This is a genomic window from Solibacillus sp. FSL H8-0523, assembly GCF_038051985.1.
In the GTDB taxonomy this organism is placed as follows: domain Bacteria; phylum Bacillota; class Bacilli; order Bacillales_A; family Planococcaceae; genus Solibacillus.
On the sequence record NZ_CP150291.1, the window covers coordinates 376034 to 397499 of the forward strand.

At 40.8% G+C, this 21466-nt stretch carries 16 protein-coding genes; 8 read left to right on the forward strand and 8 right to left on the reverse strand.

Annotated features, from left to right (window positions below):
- Window positions 1-38: 38 nt before the first annotated feature.
- The gene (locus NSQ62_RS01830) at window positions 39-692 is read right to left on the reverse strand and encodes an SIMPL domain-containing protein (RefSeq protein ID WP_341322237.1); all 654 of its coding nucleotides are present in this window, start codon (window positions 690-692) and stop codon (window positions 39-41) included.
- A gap of 161 nt (window positions 693-853) precedes the next feature.
- On the opposite strand from NSQ62_RS01830, the gene NSQ62_RS01835 reads away from it, so the two are divergent.
- Window positions 854-1309 carry a staygreen family protein gene (locus NSQ62_RS01835; RefSeq protein ID WP_341322238.1) on the forward strand — a complete coding sequence of 152 codons (456 nt, stop codon included), beginning with the start codon at window positions 854-856 and terminating at the stop codon, window positions 1307-1309.
- A gap of 109 nt (window positions 1310-1418) precedes the next feature.
- Here NSQ62_RS01835 and NSQ62_RS01840 read toward each other — a convergent pair whose 3' ends face one another.
- Complete coding sequence (locus NSQ62_RS01840; RefSeq protein WP_341322239.1) at window positions 1419-2369, reverse strand: sensor domain-containing diguanylate cyclase; 951 nt, start codon at window positions 2367-2369, stop codon at window positions 1419-1421.
- A 233-nt stretch (window positions 2370-2602) separates the two neighbouring features.
- Window positions 2603-3640, reverse strand: a complete 1038-nt coding sequence (locus NSQ62_RS01845; RefSeq protein ID WP_341322240.1) for a Cj0069 family protein — start codon at window positions 3638-3640, stop codon at window positions 2603-2605.
- 584 nt (window positions 3641-4224) lie between these two features.
- On the opposite strand from NSQ62_RS01845, the gene helD reads away from it, so the two are divergent.
- The 3 genes from helD to NSQ62_RS01860 all read left to right on the forward strand — a co-directional run bounded on the left by helD (window position 4225) and on the right by NSQ62_RS01860 (window position 9136).
- A complete protein-coding gene (gene helD, locus NSQ62_RS01850) occupies window positions 4225-6417 on the forward strand; it encodes an RNA polymerase recycling motor HelD (RefSeq protein WP_341322241.1) in 2193 nt (730 codons plus the stop codon).
- Window positions 6418-6468: 51 nt separating this feature from the next.
- On the forward strand, window positions 6469-7284 hold the full coding sequence (locus NSQ62_RS01855) for an undecaprenyl-diphosphate phosphatase (protein ID WP_341322242.1): 816 nt from the start codon (window positions 6469-6471) through the stop codon (window positions 7282-7284).
- Window positions 7285-7957: 673 nt separating this feature from the next.
- Window positions 7958-9136 (forward strand): PLP-dependent aminotransferase family protein, encoded by a 1179-nt coding sequence (locus tag NSQ62_RS01860; protein WP_341322243.1) that lies wholly within the window; start codon window positions 7958-7960, stop codon window positions 9134-9136.
- Between the two features lie 115 nt (window positions 9137-9251).
- Here the strand turns inward: NSQ62_RS01860 and NSQ62_RS01865 are convergent, their stop codons facing one another.
- Window positions 9252-9452, reverse strand: a complete 201-nt coding sequence (locus tag NSQ62_RS01865; RefSeq protein WP_341322244.1) for a cold-shock protein — start codon at window positions 9450-9452, stop codon at window positions 9252-9254.
- Window positions 9453-9935: 483 nt separating this feature from the next.
- On the opposite strand from NSQ62_RS01865, the gene NSQ62_RS01870 reads away from it, so the two are divergent.
- Complete coding sequence (locus NSQ62_RS01870) at window positions 9936-11618, forward strand: HAMP domain-containing methyl-accepting chemotaxis protein (protein WP_341322245.1); 1683 nt, start codon at window positions 9936-9938, stop codon at window positions 11616-11618.
- Between the two features lie 42 nt (window positions 11619-11660).
- Here NSQ62_RS01870 and NSQ62_RS01875 read toward each other — a convergent pair whose 3' ends face one another.
- From NSQ62_RS01875 to NSQ62_RS01890, 4 genes are all read right to left on the reverse strand, one after another.
- The gene (locus NSQ62_RS01875) at window positions 11661-13514 is read right to left on the reverse strand and encodes a patatin-like phospholipase family protein (protein ID WP_341322246.1); all 1854 of its coding nucleotides are present in this window, start codon (window positions 13512-13514) and stop codon (window positions 11661-11663) included.
- 177 nt (window positions 13515-13691) lie between these two features.
- Entirely contained in the window at window positions 13692-15050 is a 1359-nt protein-coding gene (locus NSQ62_RS01880) for a FecR domain-containing protein (RefSeq protein ID WP_341322247.1), read from the reverse strand.
- Entirely contained in the window at window positions 15047-16804 is a 1758-nt protein-coding gene (locus tag NSQ62_RS01885) for an adenylate/guanylate cyclase domain-containing protein (protein WP_341322248.1), read from the reverse strand. Before NSQ62_RS01885 ends, NSQ62_RS01880 begins: the two co-directional genes overlap by 4 nt.
- 9 nt (window positions 16805-16813) lie before the next feature.
- On the reverse strand, window positions 16814-17158 hold the full coding sequence (locus NSQ62_RS01890; RefSeq protein WP_341322249.1) for a DUF3307 domain-containing protein: 345 nt from the start codon (window positions 17156-17158) through the stop codon (window positions 16814-16816).
- Between the two features lie 327 nt (window positions 17159-17485).
- Between NSQ62_RS01890 and NSQ62_RS01895 the strand changes: the two genes are divergently transcribed.
- From NSQ62_RS01895 to ybaK, 3 genes are all read left to right on the forward strand, one after another.
- Window positions 17486-19675, forward strand: coding sequence for a DNA topoisomerase III (locus NSQ62_RS01895; RefSeq protein WP_341322250.1), 2190 nt, complete (start codon window positions 17486-17488; stop codon window positions 19673-19675).
- A gap of 242 nt (window positions 19676-19917) precedes the next feature.
- Window positions 19918-20742 carry a putative metalloprotease CJM1_0395 family protein gene (locus tag NSQ62_RS01900; RefSeq protein ID WP_341322251.1) on the forward strand — a complete coding sequence of 275 codons (825 nt, stop codon included), beginning with the start codon at window positions 19918-19920 and terminating at the stop codon, window positions 20740-20742.
- A 235-nt stretch (window positions 20743-20977) separates the two neighbouring features.
- A complete protein-coding gene (gene ybaK, locus NSQ62_RS01905) occupies window positions 20978-21466 on the forward strand; it encodes a Cys-tRNA(Pro) deacylase (RefSeq protein ID WP_341322252.1) in 489 nt (162 codons plus the stop codon).

A 21466-nucleotide genomic window follows, 5' to 3' on the forward strand; every position in this document is an offset into this window, starting at 1 on the left:
TAGGGACTTCCTATTGCAAGAGGTATGTTTATGCAATCTTAAAATCGAAATTTCACTCGCACGGAAGCTTGAATAGGAATTGTTCCCTGTTCAATTGGTGTTGTAAATTCCTGAGTCGCAAATTGTGCCGACTTATAAGGAACTGGCGTTACATGTTGACTCTCTTCAATAATCTCGATGGGTATGAGCTGTATAGGTACTTGCATCGTTTCGGCCATCGATTTGGCTTTCGCCAGTGCATTAACAAGTGCTAAATTTAGGGCCTGTTGATAATAGGCATCTGAACTTTCTATTTTAAACTGGATTGCTGAAACATGATTTGCCCCATTTTGAATTGCCGTATCAATGACGGTACCTGCTTGACTAAGATCCGTTATTTTAACGGTAATCGCATTCTGCACTTCATAGCCCCTAAATACTTGTCTTCCATCCATATAATCGTAAACTGGAGAAATCGAATAGCTACTTGTTTGGATCGCTTCTCTTGGAATATTTAACGCCATGAGCGATTCAATGACACGGCTCATAATGAGGGCATTTTCTTGCTGTGCGACCGTGACATCCTTTCCTTCTGTACGCACCTCTATTAAAATTTGCGCATAATCGGGCGGCGCAACAATTTCTCCATTCCCTGTCACAGTCATTTCACTTGTTACAGGAAATGATTGAAACTTAAATTGTGGAGGATACAACGAAAATCACCTTTCTTATAGGTTTTTTTCAATATACTATGCGCCTTGTTTCTAAAATAAACATCAATACCCCTCTACCAAAAATCATAACACCTATGACATCTAACCATCCTTAAAAAAACTTCGCGCATATTGATAAAAAAACGATTGGAGTTAATGGCATGAGTAAGTTCAGTCCAGAAAGGCTCGCTGTTGAATATAGGGACGGTGTATCGACTACTGAACCAGTTATTTCAAGACGTCACACACTAACTCACTCTGATATTACTGGCGAATTATTCTTAACGATTGGAACACAATTTGCGTGGGATAAAGTTAATACGGATCTGCGAGATGAAGTACTAGGCTTTTGGGAAATGGACGGGGAACGGTTATGTTACAACGTATATGTTTATCTAGATAATGGGGAGCACGACTTATCTACAGCAATAAGGCGTAATGAAGTTTTCAGGCGTGAATTACCACTTGCATTAACTGCGATTCGATACGGCGATCGGTTTAAATTTGATTCCTATCCATATTTAGATTATGCATTAATCAACGTAAACTTTATGTCCAGTTATCCTCAATTATATATACAGGAGAGTTGGGGTACTTTCAGCAGTTTATCCACATAACCCGCATTTACGAAAAAAAGGATTATCTTTGGCGGATAATCCTTTTTTCCATGTGGACAGGCTCAATTCTCGCTACATTTACACTGCACTTTCTCAGTAATGAAATGTTTTAGTAAAATAGAGTGTACAGTTTTGTTTTTTGTCTTTTATCTTCATACATTTGAGCATCTGCTTCCATATAGAGACTGTCTGTTTTTCCTAACGACTGCTCACTAAATGCTATACCAATCGACATGTGAAGGTGAAGGTCATCTATAAATGAAGGGGACTGACTGATTTTTTCGCGGAGCTGATCGCAAAGGCGTTCAATTTCAAGTAGCGTTGTCTGGGGGATGAGAATGACAAACTCGTCTCCTCCTACGCGTGACACAATGGCGTTTTCCAAAAAGACGCTCTTTAACAGCCCGGCAGCCGCTTGGATAAGCTGATCGCCTATTTTATGCCCATACGTATCATTCGCATGTTTGAGTCGGTCGAGGTCACATAAAACAAGGCCAAGAGCCACATTCTCCTCTTGATTGTAATAGGTCATCATTTGTTCGAAATAATCGCGATTATAAACAGTGGTTAATGCATCATGCGAAACGCGATAGTGTAAATCTTGCTCGAGCTTGATTTTGTCATCAATATTGCGCATAATCCCTTGAACCGCAACAATTTCCCCCTTTTCATAAATTGGCGTTGTGTATTCTTCAAACCACCTATACACGCCGTCCGTTCCTTTTAAACGCTGGATAATCCCTTCATTATAATTGATTTTTCCAGAAATTTTTTGTTCCATAATCCCGCGGTCATCGGGGTGGATCATTTCAAATGGCATGTTGGAATCCCGATAGAGCGCGTCTAGCGTCCCTGCACCTAAAAAGAGGTCTACAGAAGGGCTTGTATATTTATGTTTATAGACAGGTTTTACCTCATAGTAGTAAATGATATCTTTCGATTGTTCTACTAAACTGAGTGAGATACTTTCTTTTTGAAACATTCTTTTTTTAAATCTTGCATACACCGTGTATAGTAGTAAGCTCACGGCTAAACCTAATAAAAAAGCGTACAACTCCATAAATTTCCCCTACTTTATAAAAATCGATTGTTCCCACGTAACGAATAAATTCATCACGTTACGTTCGTACAATTACTTTAATTGTGCCTATTTACTTAGTATGTATATTATACTTTTTTACTATAAAGTATTCTACTGGTATTCTTGCTTTTATTTTTCTATCTTAATAAAGACGTCACATCGTGGAGCTAAAAAAACAACACGGTATAAAATCCGTGTTGCTGTAATCCTGATTAAACTATTACGTTATCCTTAATGCAATCAATAATATCCTCCGCGACAGTATGCGCCAGTTCAAGCTCTGATGTGAAGCCTACGCATGAGCAGTTCATTTCGCCTAAGATATACGTATCTTGGCCGTTTTCATCTGTATCTAAGATAAAGTCCGCTGTCCAAATCAGTGGTAAGTCGTAGCCGCCTAGTAACGACATAATTTCAGGTAATTGACCTAAGAAGTCGTGTACAAGTGTTGCCCACTCTTCTGGGCTATCGTAGCGATACTGGGCACCTGAGAATAATGTTGCACTGAATGCGTCTGCATCTTCTGCTGGTTTTTTGTGTACGACGTTAATGGGCTTGTCGCGTAGCATGAATAGACGAATTTCACCTTCTTTAATGCGCGGTAAGAAAGGCATATCGACAAGCATGCCGTTTGCACCAACGATGTATTGCTCGCAGAATGTCATGAACGCAGCTAGCTCATGGTATTCCACGTGGTTATCCTTTGCTTCTGTACATTTAATTTTCGCGTTAAGTTGTACTTCCGTTGCGCCTTCTTCTAAAGCGTCGACTAATTGTACGCGCCAAATCCCTTCACCCGTTGACCCACGATTTTGCTTTAATACACGTTCACCATTGACCAGTGATTTTGGGAATGTTTCTTTGAATTCTTCAATTGTGTAGTACGCATACGTGTCTTCAGGAACAAGGGATGTATGACGTAATTTTACAAGTGCATCCTTTGCACCGTAGCCGATCATTGCATCAGGGTGTGGCATGCCCACAACACCTGCTGCGCATAATTCGCGTAGCATTTCAAAATACTCCGCTTCGTGCGCTAAATTACCAGGGTTAATACGTGAAACATAAGCGACTGCGTTGTCTTTCACATAGTTAAAAATCTCATCTCGCTTTTCTAACTCAAAGAAAATAACTTCCGCCTCTTGCTCGCGTTGTTTTAAAGCATCCACCATTGGCATCGTATCTCTGCGATGTCCATCCGGCCCTTTATCGCTTCCACCTTGTACTTCAAAAAATATGACTTTTTTCATATATAACTACTCCTTTCGAATTATGTATTACATGTCTCATCATAACTTGAAAAGTAAATATAAATAAACTAGAAATATATCGAAATTGTTACGAAATGCTATTTACAACCAAAAATAGCTCGTTAAAAGCATAGTTAAGAACTAGAGATTAATAAAATAAAATGTATAAATTTGTATATTTGTAGTAATTTTTGAACTATATAAAAATTCCGTCGATTTCAAGATTTTCACTTGAAAAACAATAAGTTTATAAATATCAAAGAAAAAACAAGTAAAATACAATAATATTTAGTAGAATTGAATTGGGAATAAATAGGAAAATTTAAGTAGGAAAAATTAAAAATCTGTGCTGGGCAATAATCCTAAAAATATGGACAGATTGTGTCGAGAGAATAATGAATTTTAGGATTGAATAAAACGAGTTAATGAAACATAAAAAAATGGGAATAAGAAATGTTAATGGACAACGATTGAATGAATGATGATTTTGTTGTAGCATGTATTTTTATGTAAAAGTGCGAAGAGACTGCCCAAAAAAGAAGTTACTTTTTGGACGGCCCCAGCATTTGGAGGCGAACGAAAACATGGAACAAACGATTTGGCAGCAGGAGACAGCGCATTTAAAAGAAACGAGTGCGTTGTTAAAACAACAGATTGCAGTATTAGAAACGCAATTACAAAAACAAAAAAGTGACATCGTTGAAGAGCGTACACAAGCATCGGCAGAATTTAATGATGTGTCCGGTGAAAACGCGATTCAATTTTCACAAATGCTCCAAACGATGCAACTGCGTGAGCGCGAGTACCTACAGCAAAGCGATCAACTCGCAAAGGCACAAATGTTATATAAGAGCCCGTATTTTGGGCGTATTTCTATTGAAAATGAGCTAGGCGAAACCGAACATTTATATATCGGCTTATCGACATTTCGCGAGCAGAAGACAGATGATGTCTTAATTTTTGACTGGCGTGCTCCGATTTCAAGCCTTTTTTATGAAAATAAAGTCGGCCCATCGCGCTATCAAATTCCTAATGGCGAGTATGTCGAGGTATTAGTTGAAGGACGCCGCCAATATAAGGTGAAATATGATGAGCTGTTACAGCTATTTGATGCAGATATTTATGTAGGCGATGAGGTATTACAAGGACTATTAACCGATACGGCAAAGGAAAAAATGAAATCAATTGTCGCGACGATTCAAAGTGATCAAAACATCGTCATTCGGTCATCGAATAAAGCGAATTTAATCGTCCTTGGTCCTCCGGGTAGCGGGAAAACGTCGGTGGCAATGCAGCGAATTGCGTTTCTTCTATATGAATACCGCGAAACGATGAACGCACGCAGCATTTTACTAGTGTCACCATCTGACCTTTTTAATGACTATATTTCAAATGTCTTACCAGAGCTTGGCGAGGAAAATGTACAGCATACGACGTATTATCATTTAACGAAGGACGTAAAGCTAACGAGCTATAAAATCGAAACGAACTACGAAAACATTGAACGACTGTATACGGCGAGTTCTGAGCAGCGTGAAAGCTATGCGTTTAAAGGGTCGCATCTGTACGTAAAACAGCTATTACATTATATTGAAAGTGTAAAACGCGCGGGCATGCCGTTTTATAATTTAAAAATGGGCAATGAGCTCTTTATTTCTGCGAAAAAGCTATCCGAGTTATTTTATGAACGCTTTGGTGGGCTTGATATCGATTTTCGTTTGAAAAAAATCCGCACCGTGTTACTTGAAAAAGTGGCGCAGAAAAAAGCAAAAGACCGCAAAGCCTTTTTTAAGGAATTGCAATCGGTGACAACGTATATGGGTACGGACAAGGAAATCGAGCAGGAAGTAAATGAACGACTACAAAAAAAATATGGCAAGCTTGAAGCAACAATTGACCAGCTCGGCTTTGTGAATATCAATAAAATGTATAGCAAATCGTTAACGCATCAAAACGAGCAAGCGTTCACACAAGCGATCCAACAAGCGACGACTGAATCCTTAAAAGAGCGCATATTGTATTACGAGGACTTAGCGCCGATGATGTATTTGCAAGCCGTTGTGAAAGGCTTATACGCCAATAATACGATCAAGCATATCGTCATTGATGAAATTCAGGATTATTCCTATTTACAGCTACTCGCGATGAAAGCGATGCACCCAAAAGCGCATTACACGTTACTTGGCGATAAAAACCAGCTCGTGCATCCGCAAATGAAGGATTCACTCGCAGGGCCACTGTCGAAGCATTTTAAAGTTGTTGAACTGAATAAATCATACCGTTCTACCAATGAAATTACTGATTTTATGAGTGCGATTTTAAATAATAAAACGACGCTGTCTTTAGGTGTATCGGGTGACAAACCACAGATTATTCAAACCGATGATTTACGCGGGACGGTGAAGGGACTTGTGGACACGGCGTTTGAAGCGAACGATAGCTTCGTCATTTTATGCAAAAATAAAGCCGCCTGCCAGCAGCTCTATACGGAGTTAAAACCGTCTATTCCACAACTACAGCTCATTACGGAAAAGCAAAAAGCGTATATGAAGGGCATCCTAATCATGCCGGGCTATATGGCGAAAGGCTTTGAATTTACAACGGTCGTGCTCGCTGACGCCAATGCACAGGTGTATCAGGAAGAGATGGATGCGTATTTACTGTATACAATCGCTTCACGCGCCACGCGAAAATTATTTTTACTAACGAACGGAACATTACCAAAATCGCTTGCACACATCGGCGAACAGTATTATCGTAAAGAAGTGAACATTTAGGCGGAAAAAACGTCTAACAGGAGATAACTACTTATTTTTTAGGAGAAACAGATGGAAAACTTTGATTTAATTTTACTTTTAAAGCACTTTATCATCGGCTTAGTGCAAGGATTTACTGAGCCAATTCCGGTTTCATCAAGCGGTCACGTCATGATTGCGAGTGAAATTTTAGGGATGGGTGAGCAAGGCTTTACGTTTGCGATTTTAACGAACACGGCGTCGCTATTGGCGATTATGTTCATTTATCGCGAGGACATTATTCGTTTAATTACGGGCTTTTTACTATTTATTAAAACGCGTGACCGTCGCTACCGTACCGATTTTAACTTCGCACTGTATGTCATTATCGGTTCAATTCCAGCGGGTGTGCTGGGTGTGCTCTTAAGTGACTACATTTCGGATAGCGTGAGCATGACAACGATTGCGCTGATGCTATTTGTAACAGGGATTGCGCTGTGGTTAATTCGTAATATGCGCGGCACAAAACGCGACGGCGATTTAACGAAAAAAGATGCCTTTTTAGTAGGTCTTGGGCAAGCAGTTGCCTTAACACCAGGAATCAGCCGTTCGGGTGCCACAATCATCTCAGCAATCGCTGTCGGTATGAAACAAGAAACAGCGCTTCGCTTTTCGTTCATGCTATACATTCCGGTAAGTTTAGGTGGGGTGGTGCTGGGGATTAGTGATTTCCTAGACGAGCCTAACAAAATGGATCTAGCATTGCCATATAGCGTGACGTTCATTGCGACATTATTCATGACATACTTCGCGATGCGTTGGTTTATGGGGATTATGAAAAACGGAAAATTACACTACTTTACATACTACTGTTTCTTAGTAGGTGTGCTGCTGTTAATTTTCTTCTAAACCAAAGTGGGGCACGTTCTAGTATTCAAACTAGAGCGTGTTTTTTGTTTATCTATGAAGTCCGCTGTGGGGAGTGGCTTCAAATAAATGTGATGTGCCTCTGACGACGGCACATCACATTGGATTTTCCGCGCCCGCTAATCCCCTGGGAGTCGCCCCCTCCGCTCCGCCCAGCTCTTTTGAGGCAATAAGTTGTTTACTCGAATTACCACAGCTCTACTTTGACATCGGGCGGGTCTTTAAAATTTAATTTTGAATCAAAGGATGCCCAGCGAATATTTTGTCTACCAAAGTAGATAATAAAAAAACATACTATTTTGCTTAAATGGAGAAAATTAACCCATATTACCACCGCCGCCTCGCGTAAGCGCAAGCGGCTTGATTTGACGCTCTTAACTCTGTAACGAGAGTGGAATTTTTGAATTGGCGGGCCTCGCATAATGCTGTCATGCAGTAGCCCGCCAATAATTAAGTAAAACTTTGTACGAAATACGCTTTAAAACCTTATACTAAAGTAAATTTTTTCACAAAAACCACTGTAAACCCTGACGCATTCATGTCATAATTCTACTAGCAATCGGCCAGTATTTTCTTAAATGATACAACGGTATTGTCACAACACTTAAAAAGTGATAAAATTTTGAAAATTTAAATAAAAGGAAGAGAATTCAACATGCAATATTCTGATAGTATTTTAAACACACCATCTTCATTCATCCGCAACATTTTAAAAGTAACCGATTCAGCGGATGTGATTTCATTTGCGGGTGGCTTACCGAATCCGATTTCGTTTCCAATCGATGCGCTGAAAACGTCGGTGAATCACGCAATTGATGAAAGTGGTGCTAAGCTTTTCCAATATTCAACGACACAAGGCTACTTGCCGCTACGTCAGTATATTGCAGAAAAATATAGTCGCACACATGGTCTAGAGTACACAGCAGAAGACGTGTTAATTACAACGGGTTCACAGCAAGCGTTAGAGTTAATTTCAAAGGTACTTTTAAATAAAGGCGACGGCGTAGTGATTGAGGAGCCGGGCTATTTAGGGGCAATTCAAGCATTTACATTACGCGAGCCAACGTTCCACGGCGTGACATTAGAGCAGGACGGCATTAACGTGGACGAGTTAAAACAAGCATTAAAACAACCAAATGTAAAAATGGTGTACACGGTACCAAACTTCCAAAATCCAACGGGACTTACGTATACAAAAGAGCGTCGTGAAGAGGTTTACGAAGTGGTGAAGAACGAAGATGTGATTTTCATCGAGGACGATCCATACGGCGAGCTACGTTTTACAGGGGAGCATTTACCGTATATCGCAGCAGGGAAAATGACGAACAGCGTCGTGCTAGGCTCATTTTCTAAAACGGTTACACCTGGTATGCGTTTAGGCTACATTTTAACGAAAAACCATGAGCTGTTAAATCATATCGAAACGGCCAAACAAGCGTCAGATCTTCATACAAATATTTTTGCGCAGTACATTTTACATGATTATTTAACAAATAATAAATATGAAGAGCACGTAGAAAAAATTATTGCACTATATAAAGCGCAAGCAGACACAATGTTAGCGGCGATGGATAAATACTTCCCACCACATATTTCGTATACAAAACCAGAGGGCGGGATGTTCATTTGGGTGACGATGGAAGAGGGTGCGGACGCACTTGAAAAATTCAACGAGGCGATGGAGCAAAAAGTAGCCTTCGTACCAGGCAATCCATTCTATACATCGAAAACGAAGGTCAACACGATGCGTTTAAACTATACAAATGCGACACCAGAAGTAATTGAAGAAGGCATTAAGCGCTTAGGGAAAATCTTTTCTCTTGTAAAGGCGTAAAAGAAGGGCAGTCTAAGAAATCATTCTTAGGCTGTTTTTTTCGTTCAAAAAAAAGAAGCACATTCTCGGAAGAATGTGCTTCTTGCAACTAACTATATGACTTAATTCGTTAAAATTAAAGTTTTACTACGTTAGTAGCTTGTGGTCCACGGTTGCCGTCTTCAACTTCGAATTCAACTTTTTGACCTTCGTCTAAAGTTTTGAAACCGTCGCCTTGGATAGCTGAGAAGTGTACGAATACGTCATTGCCGCCTTCAACTTCGATGAAACCGAAACCTTTTTCTGAGTTAAACCATTTTACTGTACCTTGTTGCATGAGAGAAAACCTCCAAAAAATAAATTGTTAAATTGCTGAATGTATAAAAAAAATTCACACATGTAAAAAAGGGAGCGTAAACGTTCACTTTTTTAATGCGTGAATTAATCGTTACTTAGCAATTTAATTACCCTTATTGTATAACAACTTTATCCAACTGTCTACAAAAAATTCGGGTGATAGCGAGAGAATTTTCGACCTATCGTACGAATGCGGCAATTGTGGGCTGTAAAAACTGGGTATTATTATTATTGTTTCATTAAATTTTTTTGCGGTTTAAATAAAAAATAGCCAACAAGTTAAGGCGTTTTTTTGCAATATAATCCCGAAAATACTTTAAAATTCATACAATTCTAATTAATTTTGTTTCTAGTTAATCAATAGTAGGTATAATGGTTTTGAAATTATTTGAAAAATCTTAGTGACTAATTAACTAAATATTGTATAATTTTAGAGGGACTTATAAGAAGGAGAGGAATTAAATTGAAATTTTCGATATCTAAAAAATTATGGTTATCATTTTCGATTTCAATTGTGTTAATTATCTTAATTAATGTGATTGGATCGTTTGCATTAACCAGTGTCAATTCAAAATACGAGGTTATTCTCGATCGTGATGTAGAGCGGATAGTACACGCCAAAAATTTAGAAATTGCACAAAAGGATTTAGCAACACGCGTGCTTGAATTTGTAGCACTTAATAAGTCAACGGCAAGAGACGAAATTGAGAAAGAAATTGACAAGGGTTCTACAGCAGCGAAGGCCTTAATCGAATTAAGTTCAGATGAAGCGTCGCTCATATTATTAGAGGACTTAAAAGTAAAAACCGTGTTACTATTCGAATCAAACAATTTAATTATGGATTTAAAAACAAAAGGGCAGGACATGTCATCGGCACAGTTAACATCGATGGACTTAAACAGTGAAGTGTTAACGATTATTGCGAATATTATCGAGGTGCAACAGCAAAATATTACTGATACGCGTGCGGAAATTAACGCATTCCAGAGTACTGCCTTTATTACGATGTTAATGTTAACGGTACTGGCGGTTATTTTAGCGCTATTTATTTCAACTTACATGAGCCGTCACATTTCACGACCAGTAGGCGAAGTAACAACTGCGCTTGAAGAAATTGCACAAGGGAATTTAGCTATTCAACCATTACATATTAAAAACAAAGATGAAATCGGCTTAATGGGTAATAGTTTCAACAAAATGTTAGAAGACTTACGCGGTATTGTTTCAAATGTAAGTGATTCTTCGATGCAAGTAGCAGCCAATGCCGAGGAGCTTTCAGCAAGCTCACAGCAAAGCTTAGCCTCTTCACAAATGGTTGCAAAATCAGCAGAAGATCAATTAGCAATAAGCTCAGAGCAATCGAACTTTATGGATGTATCGATTACGTCAATGGAAGAATTACGTACAAGTGTCGACCAAATTTCAGGTGATAATGAGCAAATGCTTAATGCTACAAATGATGTGAAAACATTAATCAATCAAGGTGCAACATCCATTCAAAATGTTGTAGATCAAATGGAAACGATTCACGAAACATTTGTGGATACAACAACTATGATGCACGAAATGGAGCAACACTCAAACCGCATTCAAAATATTACGGGACTTATTACAGATATTGCTGACCAAACGAACCTATTAGCATTAAATGCGGCAATTGAGGCTGCACGAGCAGGTGAGCATGGTAAAGGCTTCGCGGTTGTAGCTGAGGAAGTTCGTAAACTAGCGGAGCAATCGAAAAATTCAGCAACAGAAATCGAAAGTATGGTACAGCAAATCCAGCAAACATCCAATGAAGCAACAAAAACAATCGTAACTGGTGGTACAAAGGTAAATGAGGGAATGGACAAAACATCTGAATCCCTACATGTATTCCGCAATATTGAATCAGGTATTGGTGAAGTAGTGTACCGTGTTGAATCTGTTTCAGCAGCAGTTGAAGAAATTCAAGCAATGACAGGCTCTGTAACAGATAGTGTCAAGCATGTTCAGCAGCTTGCTAAACAAACGGCCGATACGGCGAGTGATACAAGTGCCGCAACAGAACAGCAACTTGCTTCAACAGAGGAAATTTCGCATAATGCACAGGCGTTATCAGAGTTAGCAGAAAGTCTGCAGCAGGATGTTAATCACTTTAAACTATAAAAAACAGCGCCATTCGCAATTTGTATGCGAATGGCGCTTTTCTTAATAAGAACTAACAATTTTTCGGATTCGTTCCATAGAATCGCGGGTGATAGTAGCACCGGACGTCATGCAAAAATCGGCATCTTTAAAATGAATTTGATTTAAGCCTAAATCTGGACGTAAGATGACATCTGCGAGCTGTAATTCTTCTTTCACTAATTTCGTGCTCATAATATCGATTGTATTTAACACGGAATCAATAAAATTTTTCGTAGCGCCCTTTGTAAATTTCTCCGAGCAAACATTGACCGCAATGACAATGTCCGCGCCCATACTTTTTGCAAGTGCGGCAGGAACAGGGTGTACAATAGCGCCATCTACTAACGTTTTGCCCTGATATTCAACTGGGCGAATCAACGAGGGGATAGCCGTACTCGCGGTAATCGCCCGTGCTAAGGAGCCAGTTTTCATAATATGAGCATCACCTGTTAGTAAATCAGAAGCAACCGCAGCGAATGGGATTTTCAAATCTTCAATATTAACGGCACCAACTTGCTTTTCGATATAGTGAATGATCTGCAAATTGTGAACAATGGCCGACTTTGTAAAAGCAGGACGTAAAAAATCACGCCATCGAATCTTCGATAAAATCTCCGCACATTCTTTCGGGGTTAACCCAGCGGCATAGCCACCACCGACTAAGGAACCTGCACTTGTCCCCGCAATCATATCGATCGGAATCCCTTCATCTTCTAACACTTGAATGACACCCAAATGCGCTAATCCGCGGGCAGAGCCACTTCCAAGGGCGAGTCCGATTTGTGGGCGCTCTCCAGGCTTGCGATTTTTGCCGAAGCGTAAATGCTTGGCGTAAATCGTACGGCCCTCACTTAAAATATAAGCCCCTTTAATTAAATCACGTAATTCTTCTACATTTTTTGTTAAGAATGGAAACAGTGTTAACAGACGCAATGCATCTTGTGAAATCGCATTTTCTGCATCTACTGCGCCCGCCTTTAGTGCGTAATGCTGCGCGATTAATGGAATATCTTCCGTGCGCTCGCGTAATGGCGGGATAACGATGCTTGGAAGATGGAATGCTAATGGCTTAATCGTCGTAAAAATAAAGCGTGTTTCTAAGTATTGATTTACAAGCGCGGTAAGTACATGACTTGGTGCTAAATCGGCATGTTCCACGATGATTGTGCCACCGTGTGCCACTTTAATTTTGCTATACCAGCTGTTCAGATCAATGTTTTCGGCATCTAATATTAAAAATGGATACGAAGCTTGTGAAGAGTGCTCGTGAATTTTTCGGGCAACACTAATTTTTTCGGTTCCTGGTTCGCCGATAATGGCGAGGGCGTCGGATTTTCTCGCGATTTCAGAAATCTCCTGAAGCAAGCGCTGCATTTCAGGGCTCGTGCCGATTAACTCCCCATAACGCTCTTGGTCAGAAGTTTCTTGATGCTTTACAAGTAAAATATTTTTCTGATGTTCTTCGACAACTCGTTCGTTGGAATTTTGAATGCGCTTCACCATATTTTCGATAATTTGCATACGAAAGGCTGTATTTTGGTCCATTAATAGCATCATGCCATTGCGACAAACGCTAATCGTTGTCACCGAATCAACGGCCTCAACATGGGCACTAATCGGGTCGCCTGTTAAGCAAGACATTTCCCCGAAAAATTGATTTTCCCCTAACAGGGCGAGCTGAATTTTTCGTTCTTGTTCGATGAAGACTCGTACTTGCCCGTTAAGAATAATATGAATGCGTTCAGAAATTTCCCCTTTTGTTAAGATGAGCTGTTCCGCTTCAAAATGGTGGGTTTCGACGGTTAGCTGGGCTTGTACTAATTTTGTTTGAATGTCAGATGTAATTAATGGATCGTTTGCATGTTGGTATGTCATAAGAGCCCCTCCACATCGATAGATTAAGTTTGATTTGTTATAAAGTTTTTATTGTGTGGCTATGTAATCTATCTCTAGGTGCGTAAGAAAAAAAGGGAGAGCTTGCCTGAAGCAAGCTCATAAAAATTGTTTATTCATAAAGCATAGAAATAGAGTGACTAAGGATGATTGGACGCATTACGGTGTCGTGGAGTCATTAGTTTCATCTTCTTCTCTAGTGCCTTCCGCATTATTTAATAAGATTTCACAGTCTTCAGCTGACATCCCTTCTTCACAAGCCAGTGGTACATCCGGGCAAGTGTCGGCGTTCGGCTCACAAGTAGGAGCAAGTTCTTCACAAACCTCTACTTCAGGATCACAAGTAGGCGGCGTGTCCTCGCAAGTGTCGATGTTCGGATCACAAGCCAGTGGTACATCCGGGCAAGTGTCGGCGTTCGGCTCACAAGTAGGAGGAAGTTCTTCACAAACCTCTACTTCAGAATCACAAGTAGGCGGCGTGTCCTCGCAAGTGTCGATGTTCGGATCACAAGCCAGTGGTACATCCGGACAAGTATCAGCGTTCGGCTCACAAGTAGGAGGAAGTTCTTCGCAAGTCTCTACTTCAGGATCACAAGCAGGCGGAAGCTCTTCACAAGTCTCTACGTTAGGATCGCAAGTAGGCGGCGTGTCCTCGCAAGTGTCAGCGTTCGGCTCACAAGCAGGAGGTGTTTCCTCGCAATATTCGATTTCGCCTTGTAAACAACGTTCCAACCGCTCTTGCTCAAGTCGTTCCTGTTCAAGACGTTCTTGTTCCAAGCGTTCTTGCTCAAGTCTTTCCTGCTCAAGAAGTGCCCAATCAATGGTTTCTTGAGCGGCTCCGTCAGTAATGACTGGCTGTACAACTGGGGGAGGGGTGTTAGTAACAGTTGCTCCCTCATCTTTAAAGCGTAGCACCTGGTCCGGTTCGACATCTAGAATTTCCATCGTGCCATCAGTGCGAATGTAAATCGCTTGATTCGCGGTAATTTGAACTGGTGTGGCCTGATTTTCTAGTTGGACGGTTACAACGCCTTCTAGTACACCAACCCAGGTCTCACCATTTTGGTCATAGTAAACGTAAAATTCCGTGCCCATTACACCCATAATGGCATTGGGCGTTTGTACGTCGAACTTCGATTCGCCTTCTAGTTTTTTTGAAATCTTCACTTTTACTTTGCCCCCGGAAAGGGTTAAGTCGGTTTTTCCAGATTTCGCTTTGACACTTGAAAGAAGTTCTTTTATAACAAGCTTTGTATTTGCGCTCACTTCAACTTGCTTATTGTTATCAATCTGCAACTTGGCACTACTTTTGGCGCCTGTTATAATCGTATCGCCTTGGGTGAAGGCCATATTTTTAAAGGCTTTAAATGTCTTTTTGCCCTTACTTTTTTGAACTTCTACTTGACCAGAAATCTCCACAATCTTTCCGGCTTTTTTCATATCTTTCGCATAGGTCGCATTGGGAAAGATTAAACAGGTTATCACAAGCAGCAAGAGGAGTAGGTACCTGTTTTTCATGTCATGCCCTCCACTTCGTATATTGAAATGCCTTGTAACTTTCCTTTCACCTGGATTTCGCCAAGTGCATTGACGATGACGCGGTCTTTTACTTGTTCGTAAATGGTGTCACTAATAATGATTTGCCCAGGCTTCGAATTACTTTCTAAACGAGCCGCTGTATTCACTGTATCCCCGATCACGGTATAATCCATGCGCGTTTTAGAACCGATATTTCCGACAACTGCTGGACCGGAGTGAATGCCGATACCGAATTTGACTGCTTTGCCGAAGCGCTCTTGTAATTGTTCTTCTAAAGCAACGGCTTTTTGTTTCATTGCCCAAGCTGAACGAACGGCCTGCATCGCATGGTCTTCTAGCGGCAGTGGGGCATTATAAATGGCCATTGTCGCATCGCCAATAAATTTGTCGAGTGTGCCACCATAGTCAAAAATACAGTTGGCCGTTAAATCCAAATACTCATTTAAAATTTCGACAATCTCTTCGGGTTCGACGCTTTCTGACAATGTCGTAAAGCCACGAATATCAACAAACAATACCGTAACCTCTTTTCGAATACCCCCAAGCTTTAAGCCTTCCTCACCGTTTTCTAAAATTTCATTGACGACTTGCGGTGCGACGTAACGACCGAAAATGGATGTCACGCGCTTTCGTTCAGATAGCTCGTTGAAATAATGGAAAGCAACCGCACAAACATAGCTAGTGGCTAACAACAAAAGACCATAAACGAACGCGATTATTAAGCCATTTTCATAAAGCAATTTCCCCAAGTAGCCAAAAAGCCCAGCAAACACAGCGAGTAAAATTAATGAAACAAACGGCGATTTCATACGGCAAATAAAGTAAGCAATACTACTTAACATAACTAAAATAAGCGCATTCCATTGCCAGTCTACCTCTTTTTTAAAATTGCCTTCTAATAAATTTTGAATAATATTGGCATGGATTTCGACACCATACATGCTTTGCTTTTTATCAAGCGGGGTTAAAAAATCATCCTTAATGCCAACTGTATAAGGACCAATTAACACAATACGATCCTCAAAATAGTCAGCCGGTACATCCCCGTTGAGCACCATCGAATACGGAATCACTTCAAATTGATTTGGCGCTCCCGCGTAATCGATGTGAAATTGCTGAAGTTCATTAAGCGCGCTTTCATCAAAACGCAATGGCTCACCCATTTTTTGCGCATAGTGTTGGGCAATGACAGAAGAAAAGCTGTTAATTTCTTCACCTTCAAATGTAAAACGGTAAAGTGCGCGGCGGACAACACCGTCCTCGTCAGGGAAGGTATTTAAATGACCAAGCCCGACTGCAGCTTCTTTTAACGGCGGAAACGGTTCCGATAACTCGGTACTTTCAATCATCCCGCGCTGCGAAAATTTATCGAACATCCCATAACGGGCAAGCACAACATTGCCTGCGTTTTGAACTGCCTCAATGAATGCTTCATCGTCCTCAGGATTGTCGGATGCGAGCGGGAACGTAATATCGAACCCAATAACGGCTGCAAAATCAGCTAGCTCATTGACAAGCTGGGCATGAACATCGCGAGGCCAAGGCCATTGCCCAACGTCGTGTAAACTTTCATCATCAATCGCTAAAATCGCGACACGGTAATCAGTTTCGCGTTCATCTTGTAGCCAAATATCCTGCAGCTTTACGTCGATTGTTTGAAATGATTGTTGGTAAAGTAAAAAAACAAAAATAAGCGTTAGTACAGTAAAGAGAGCGGCTAATCGAATTTTCATGTTGGGCTCCTACGAAATTTTTTCTGACATGAACAAAAGAAACACGATGATTTGTACGACATGGATCAGCTGATCAATAGCGAGTCCCCAGCCTAAAGGATTGAGCTTTTTGTAAAACCACAGCGGTCTCGCCTTTAAATAGTCCGCCCCAGCATGTACAACAAATAAAATGAAAACATCAGACAAATCGACAGAATAGCCAATAAGATGTGCGGCAATCAGCACGGTTCCTGTCCATATTCCCGCATGAGTAGCGAGAATGATCCCATTTTTCCCTTTCATTTCAGCGAGGAACGCTCCTTGAAGTGGATAATCCGCCAGTAAATGTGCAAAAAGCAATATTAAAAAATCCACTGAGCACCTCCGTGTCTATAAAATTTCTGAATAGAAAGACTTTTTTATATTACTTTCTATTATAACGGTTTATTTAGTGAAAAATAAACAAAAACGAGTAGAAAAATGCGAGAAAGAGAGAATAGTATGACTTATTATGTTGGAAATGTTGAGGGATTGGAATAGTGAGAGAGGTTTCGTACTACCTAATTATTGGTTTTACAAAAGTCACCTAATTGAAACTTCGACTGCTCGCTTTTTCATGAAAAGGGACAATGGCGCTAGTGATAGGTGCTTTTTGCACGATATGTTATAGTAAATTCAATGAGTGATTGAAAGGGTGTTTGTATGGCTAAAAGTTTAGTATTAGCAGAAAAACCTTCAGTAGCACGCGATATTGCGAATGTGCTGAAGTGTACGAAAAAAGGAAATGGTTATTTAGAGGGCGACAAATATATCGTCACTTGGGCGTTAGGACATTTAGTAACACTTGCCGATCCAGAATCTTACGACGAAAAATATAAAAAGTGGAATTTAGAAGATCTACCGATGCTGCCAGATCGACTGAAATTGACAACAATTAAGCAAACAACGAAGCAGTACAATGCGGTCAAGTCGCAGTTAACGCGTGGTGATGTGAATGAAATTATTATCGCTACCGATGCGGGTCGTGAAGGGGAACTTGTGGCACGCTGGATCATTGAACGTGCAAAGGTCAACAAACCAATCAAGCGTCTATGGATTTCATCTGTAACAGACAAAGCCATTAAAGAAGGCTTCGCGAACTTAAAGCCGGGCAAAGCTTATGAGGATTTATACCATGCTGCGGTTGCGCGTAGTGAAGCAGACTGGTATTTAGGGTTAAATGCAACGCGTGCTTTATCGACAAAATATAACGCGCAGTTAAATACAGGCCGTGTACAGACGCCAGTTGTCGCGATGGTCGGTGCGCGTGAAGATGAAATTAAAAGCTTCAAAGCACAAACGTACTATGGTATTGAAGCACAAACAAAGGATTTAAAATTAACGTGGCAAGATGCAAACGGCAATGCACGCAGCTTTGCGAAAGAAAAAATCGATGCCATCGTCAATTCTTTAGATAAAAAAGATGCAACGGTTGTCGCGATTGACCGCAAACCGAAAAAGACATTTTCACCAGGGTTATACGATTTAACGGAATTACAGCGCGATGCCAATAAAATTTTCGGCTACTCAGCAAAAGAAACGTTAAATATTATGCAAAAATTATATGAGTCACACAAAGTATTAACGTACCCACGTACAGACTCACGCTATATTTCAAATGATATCGTGCCAACATTACCAGAGCGCTTAAAAGCATGTGGAGTTGGTGAATTCCGTCCGCTTGCCAACAAAATTTTAACAAAGCCGATTAAAGCAAATAAATCATTTGTCGATGATGCGCGTGTTTCAGATCACCACGCGATTATTCCAACTGAAGAATACGTCAACTTCTCCGCGTTCTCAGATAAGGAACGCAAAATTTATGACTTAGTTGTGAAGCGTTTCTTAGCGGTATTATTCCCAGCGCATGAATATGAGCAATTAACGGTGCAAGCTACAATTGGCTCAGAAAAATTCATCGCCCGTGGGAAAACGGTCGTAACGATGGGCTGGAAGGAAGTTTACTCAAATCGCTTTGATGATGAGGAGTCAAACGAAGATGTAAAAGAGCAACTGTTACCACGTCTTGAAAAAGGCCAAGTGTTACCAGTTAATTTACTCGCACAAACGTCAGGCCAAACAAAAGCCCCTGCACGTTTTACCGAGGCAACATTACTTTCGGCAATGGAAAACCCAACAAAGTATATGAGTTCGCAAAATAAGCAACTTGCTGAGACGTTAAAATCAACAGGTGGGTTAGGTACCGTTGCGACGCGTGCAGATATTATGGAAAAGCTATTTAACTCATTCCTAATCGAAAAGCGCGGCAAGGACATTCATATCACGTCAAAAGGCCGTCAGCTACTCGACTTAGTTCCAGACGAATTGAAATCGCCTGAAACAACAGGGCAGTGGGAACAAAAGCTGGAGCTGATCGCAAAAGGTAAGCTGAAAAAGGATGCCTTCATTAATGAAATGAAGCAGCATACAAAATCAGTCGTTCAAGATATTAAAAATAGTGAGAAGAAATTCAAGCACGATAATATCTCAACAAAGACTTGTCCGGATTGTGGTAAGCCAATGCTTGAAGTAAACGGCAAAAAGGGCAAAATGCTTGTGTGCCAAGACCGCGAATGTGGTCACCGTAAAAACGTATCACGCGTGACAAATGCGCGCTGTCCACAGTGTAAGAAAAAACTTGAATTACACGGACAAGGGGACGGTCAAATTTTCGTATGTAAATGCGGTCATCGTGAAAAATTATCAGCCTTTGAAGCGCGTCGTAAAAAAGAAGGTGGCGGAAAAGTCGATAAGCGCGCTGTCCAAAATTATATGAAGCAGCAAAATAAAGAAGAAGAGCCAGTGAACAATGCGTTTGCAGATTTATTAAAAGGCTTTAAATTAGAAGACTAACAATAAGCGCCTAAAAGAATTCATTCTTTTAGGCGTTTTTTTACGCTAGAAAAACGGTTTCCATTTACAAATAAAGGGTAATTAAATTTAACTATACAGTTTTAAACAGATTGCAATGAATATCCCCCGATTAATAGGCACAAAGAATCGAATATGTACAATTGGTGAATGTTTTATTTTCCCATCCGATATTATTTTATATAATGTACGTAACAAATCGAGCGAAAAAGAGGTGAAACGTCATGAAAATTTCTACTTTATTACACGGCTACAATCCTGACTTAGAGGAAAGAAAGCGCGCCGCCCAGCGCAAAGAGGTCGGCGATGTTTATAAAAAGCATGCCAAATACGCAGATGCCAACAAGAATCCAATCCTCCAAGCGCTTGAAAATTTACTTTCTGGTAAAACAGAGAAGGAATTACACGAGGCCGATGCAGCGGCTCGTAAGGATACGCATCCAGTAGAGGCAAAGGAAGCGAACTTAGAGCGTCCAGAAGTGAAAAAAGAAATTTCTCAGCTCAAGCAAACTGAGCAAGAAGTCATTCAGCATGAGAATGCCCATAAATCATCAGGGGCAGGTGTCACCGGTGCGGTAACGTATACGCACACAACAGGGCCCGACGATCAGCGCTACATCAACGGTGGTGAAGTAGCGATTCAAATGCCGGCAACGACTGGAGAGCCGGAGGAAACGATTGCCTTACTTGAAAAAGTACGCCAAGCAGCATTAGCACCGGCAGAGCCATCTCCGCAAGATTTACGTGTCGCGGCAAGTGCCTCAGCGCAAATTCAACAAGTGCGCGCAGATAAATTCGGCGAGCCACTAGAAGAGCAAGAGGAAGTCGCACCGTTTGCGGACGAGGATTTAACGTTTGAGGTGCCTGAAAAATTCCAAAAGGATTTTGCGCGTAACCCCGAACAGCAAACGGTATTTGGCCAGGATTTAGAAAAGCTATTGACGCAGCGCACATTTAACAATGCATCACAAACGTATAACGCCCATATTGCCATGGTGAAAAACGGATACCGTTCTGTGGCGGAGCCAATTTTCTCACAAGTTGCTTAAGTCTTTATAACCCTCGTCATTAGTTTACGTAACTAATCATGGGGGTTTATTTGTGTTAACATTTACTTTAACTTAATACAGCAGAAGTCCCCGTTAAGCCCTTGGCGGGTGTCACCGATTTTTAAAGGAGTTTTTCGAGTAGACTCGAAAAAAATCTGGACGCAATTATGCCGAGGCATAATTGAGATAGAGGTGTTATACTAGTTTCAATATTTCGAGAATTGGAGTGGTCACTTTGGCGAAAAAGCATGTGAAAACAAACGCCATTCGTTTAATCGAGCAACAAAAAATTGCGCATGAAATCTTTGAATACACGACAGAAGACGGCGCGGCGGTAGATGGTGTCACCGTTGCAGAAAAAATAGGTCAGCCGGTTGCGTATGTGTATAAAACCTTGATTGCAACTGCAGGGAAGGGCAACTATTTTGTGTTTGTGATCCCGGTGGCAGCGGAACTCAATTTAAAGGCGGCGGCAAAAGTGGTCGGCGAGAAAAAAGTGGAACTAATTGCGGTAAAAGAACTCCTTGGTTTAACGGGTTATGTACGAGGAGGCTGTTCGCCGGTGGGGATGAAAAAATTATTCCCAACCTATATCGAACAGGCTGTAGAAACGCTGGATTATCTGATCGTCAGTGCTGGAAAAATCGGCATGCAGATGAAACTCGCACCACAAGATTTAGCAAAAGCTTCGGGTGCAAAATTTGCATCAATTGTAGCTGAATAG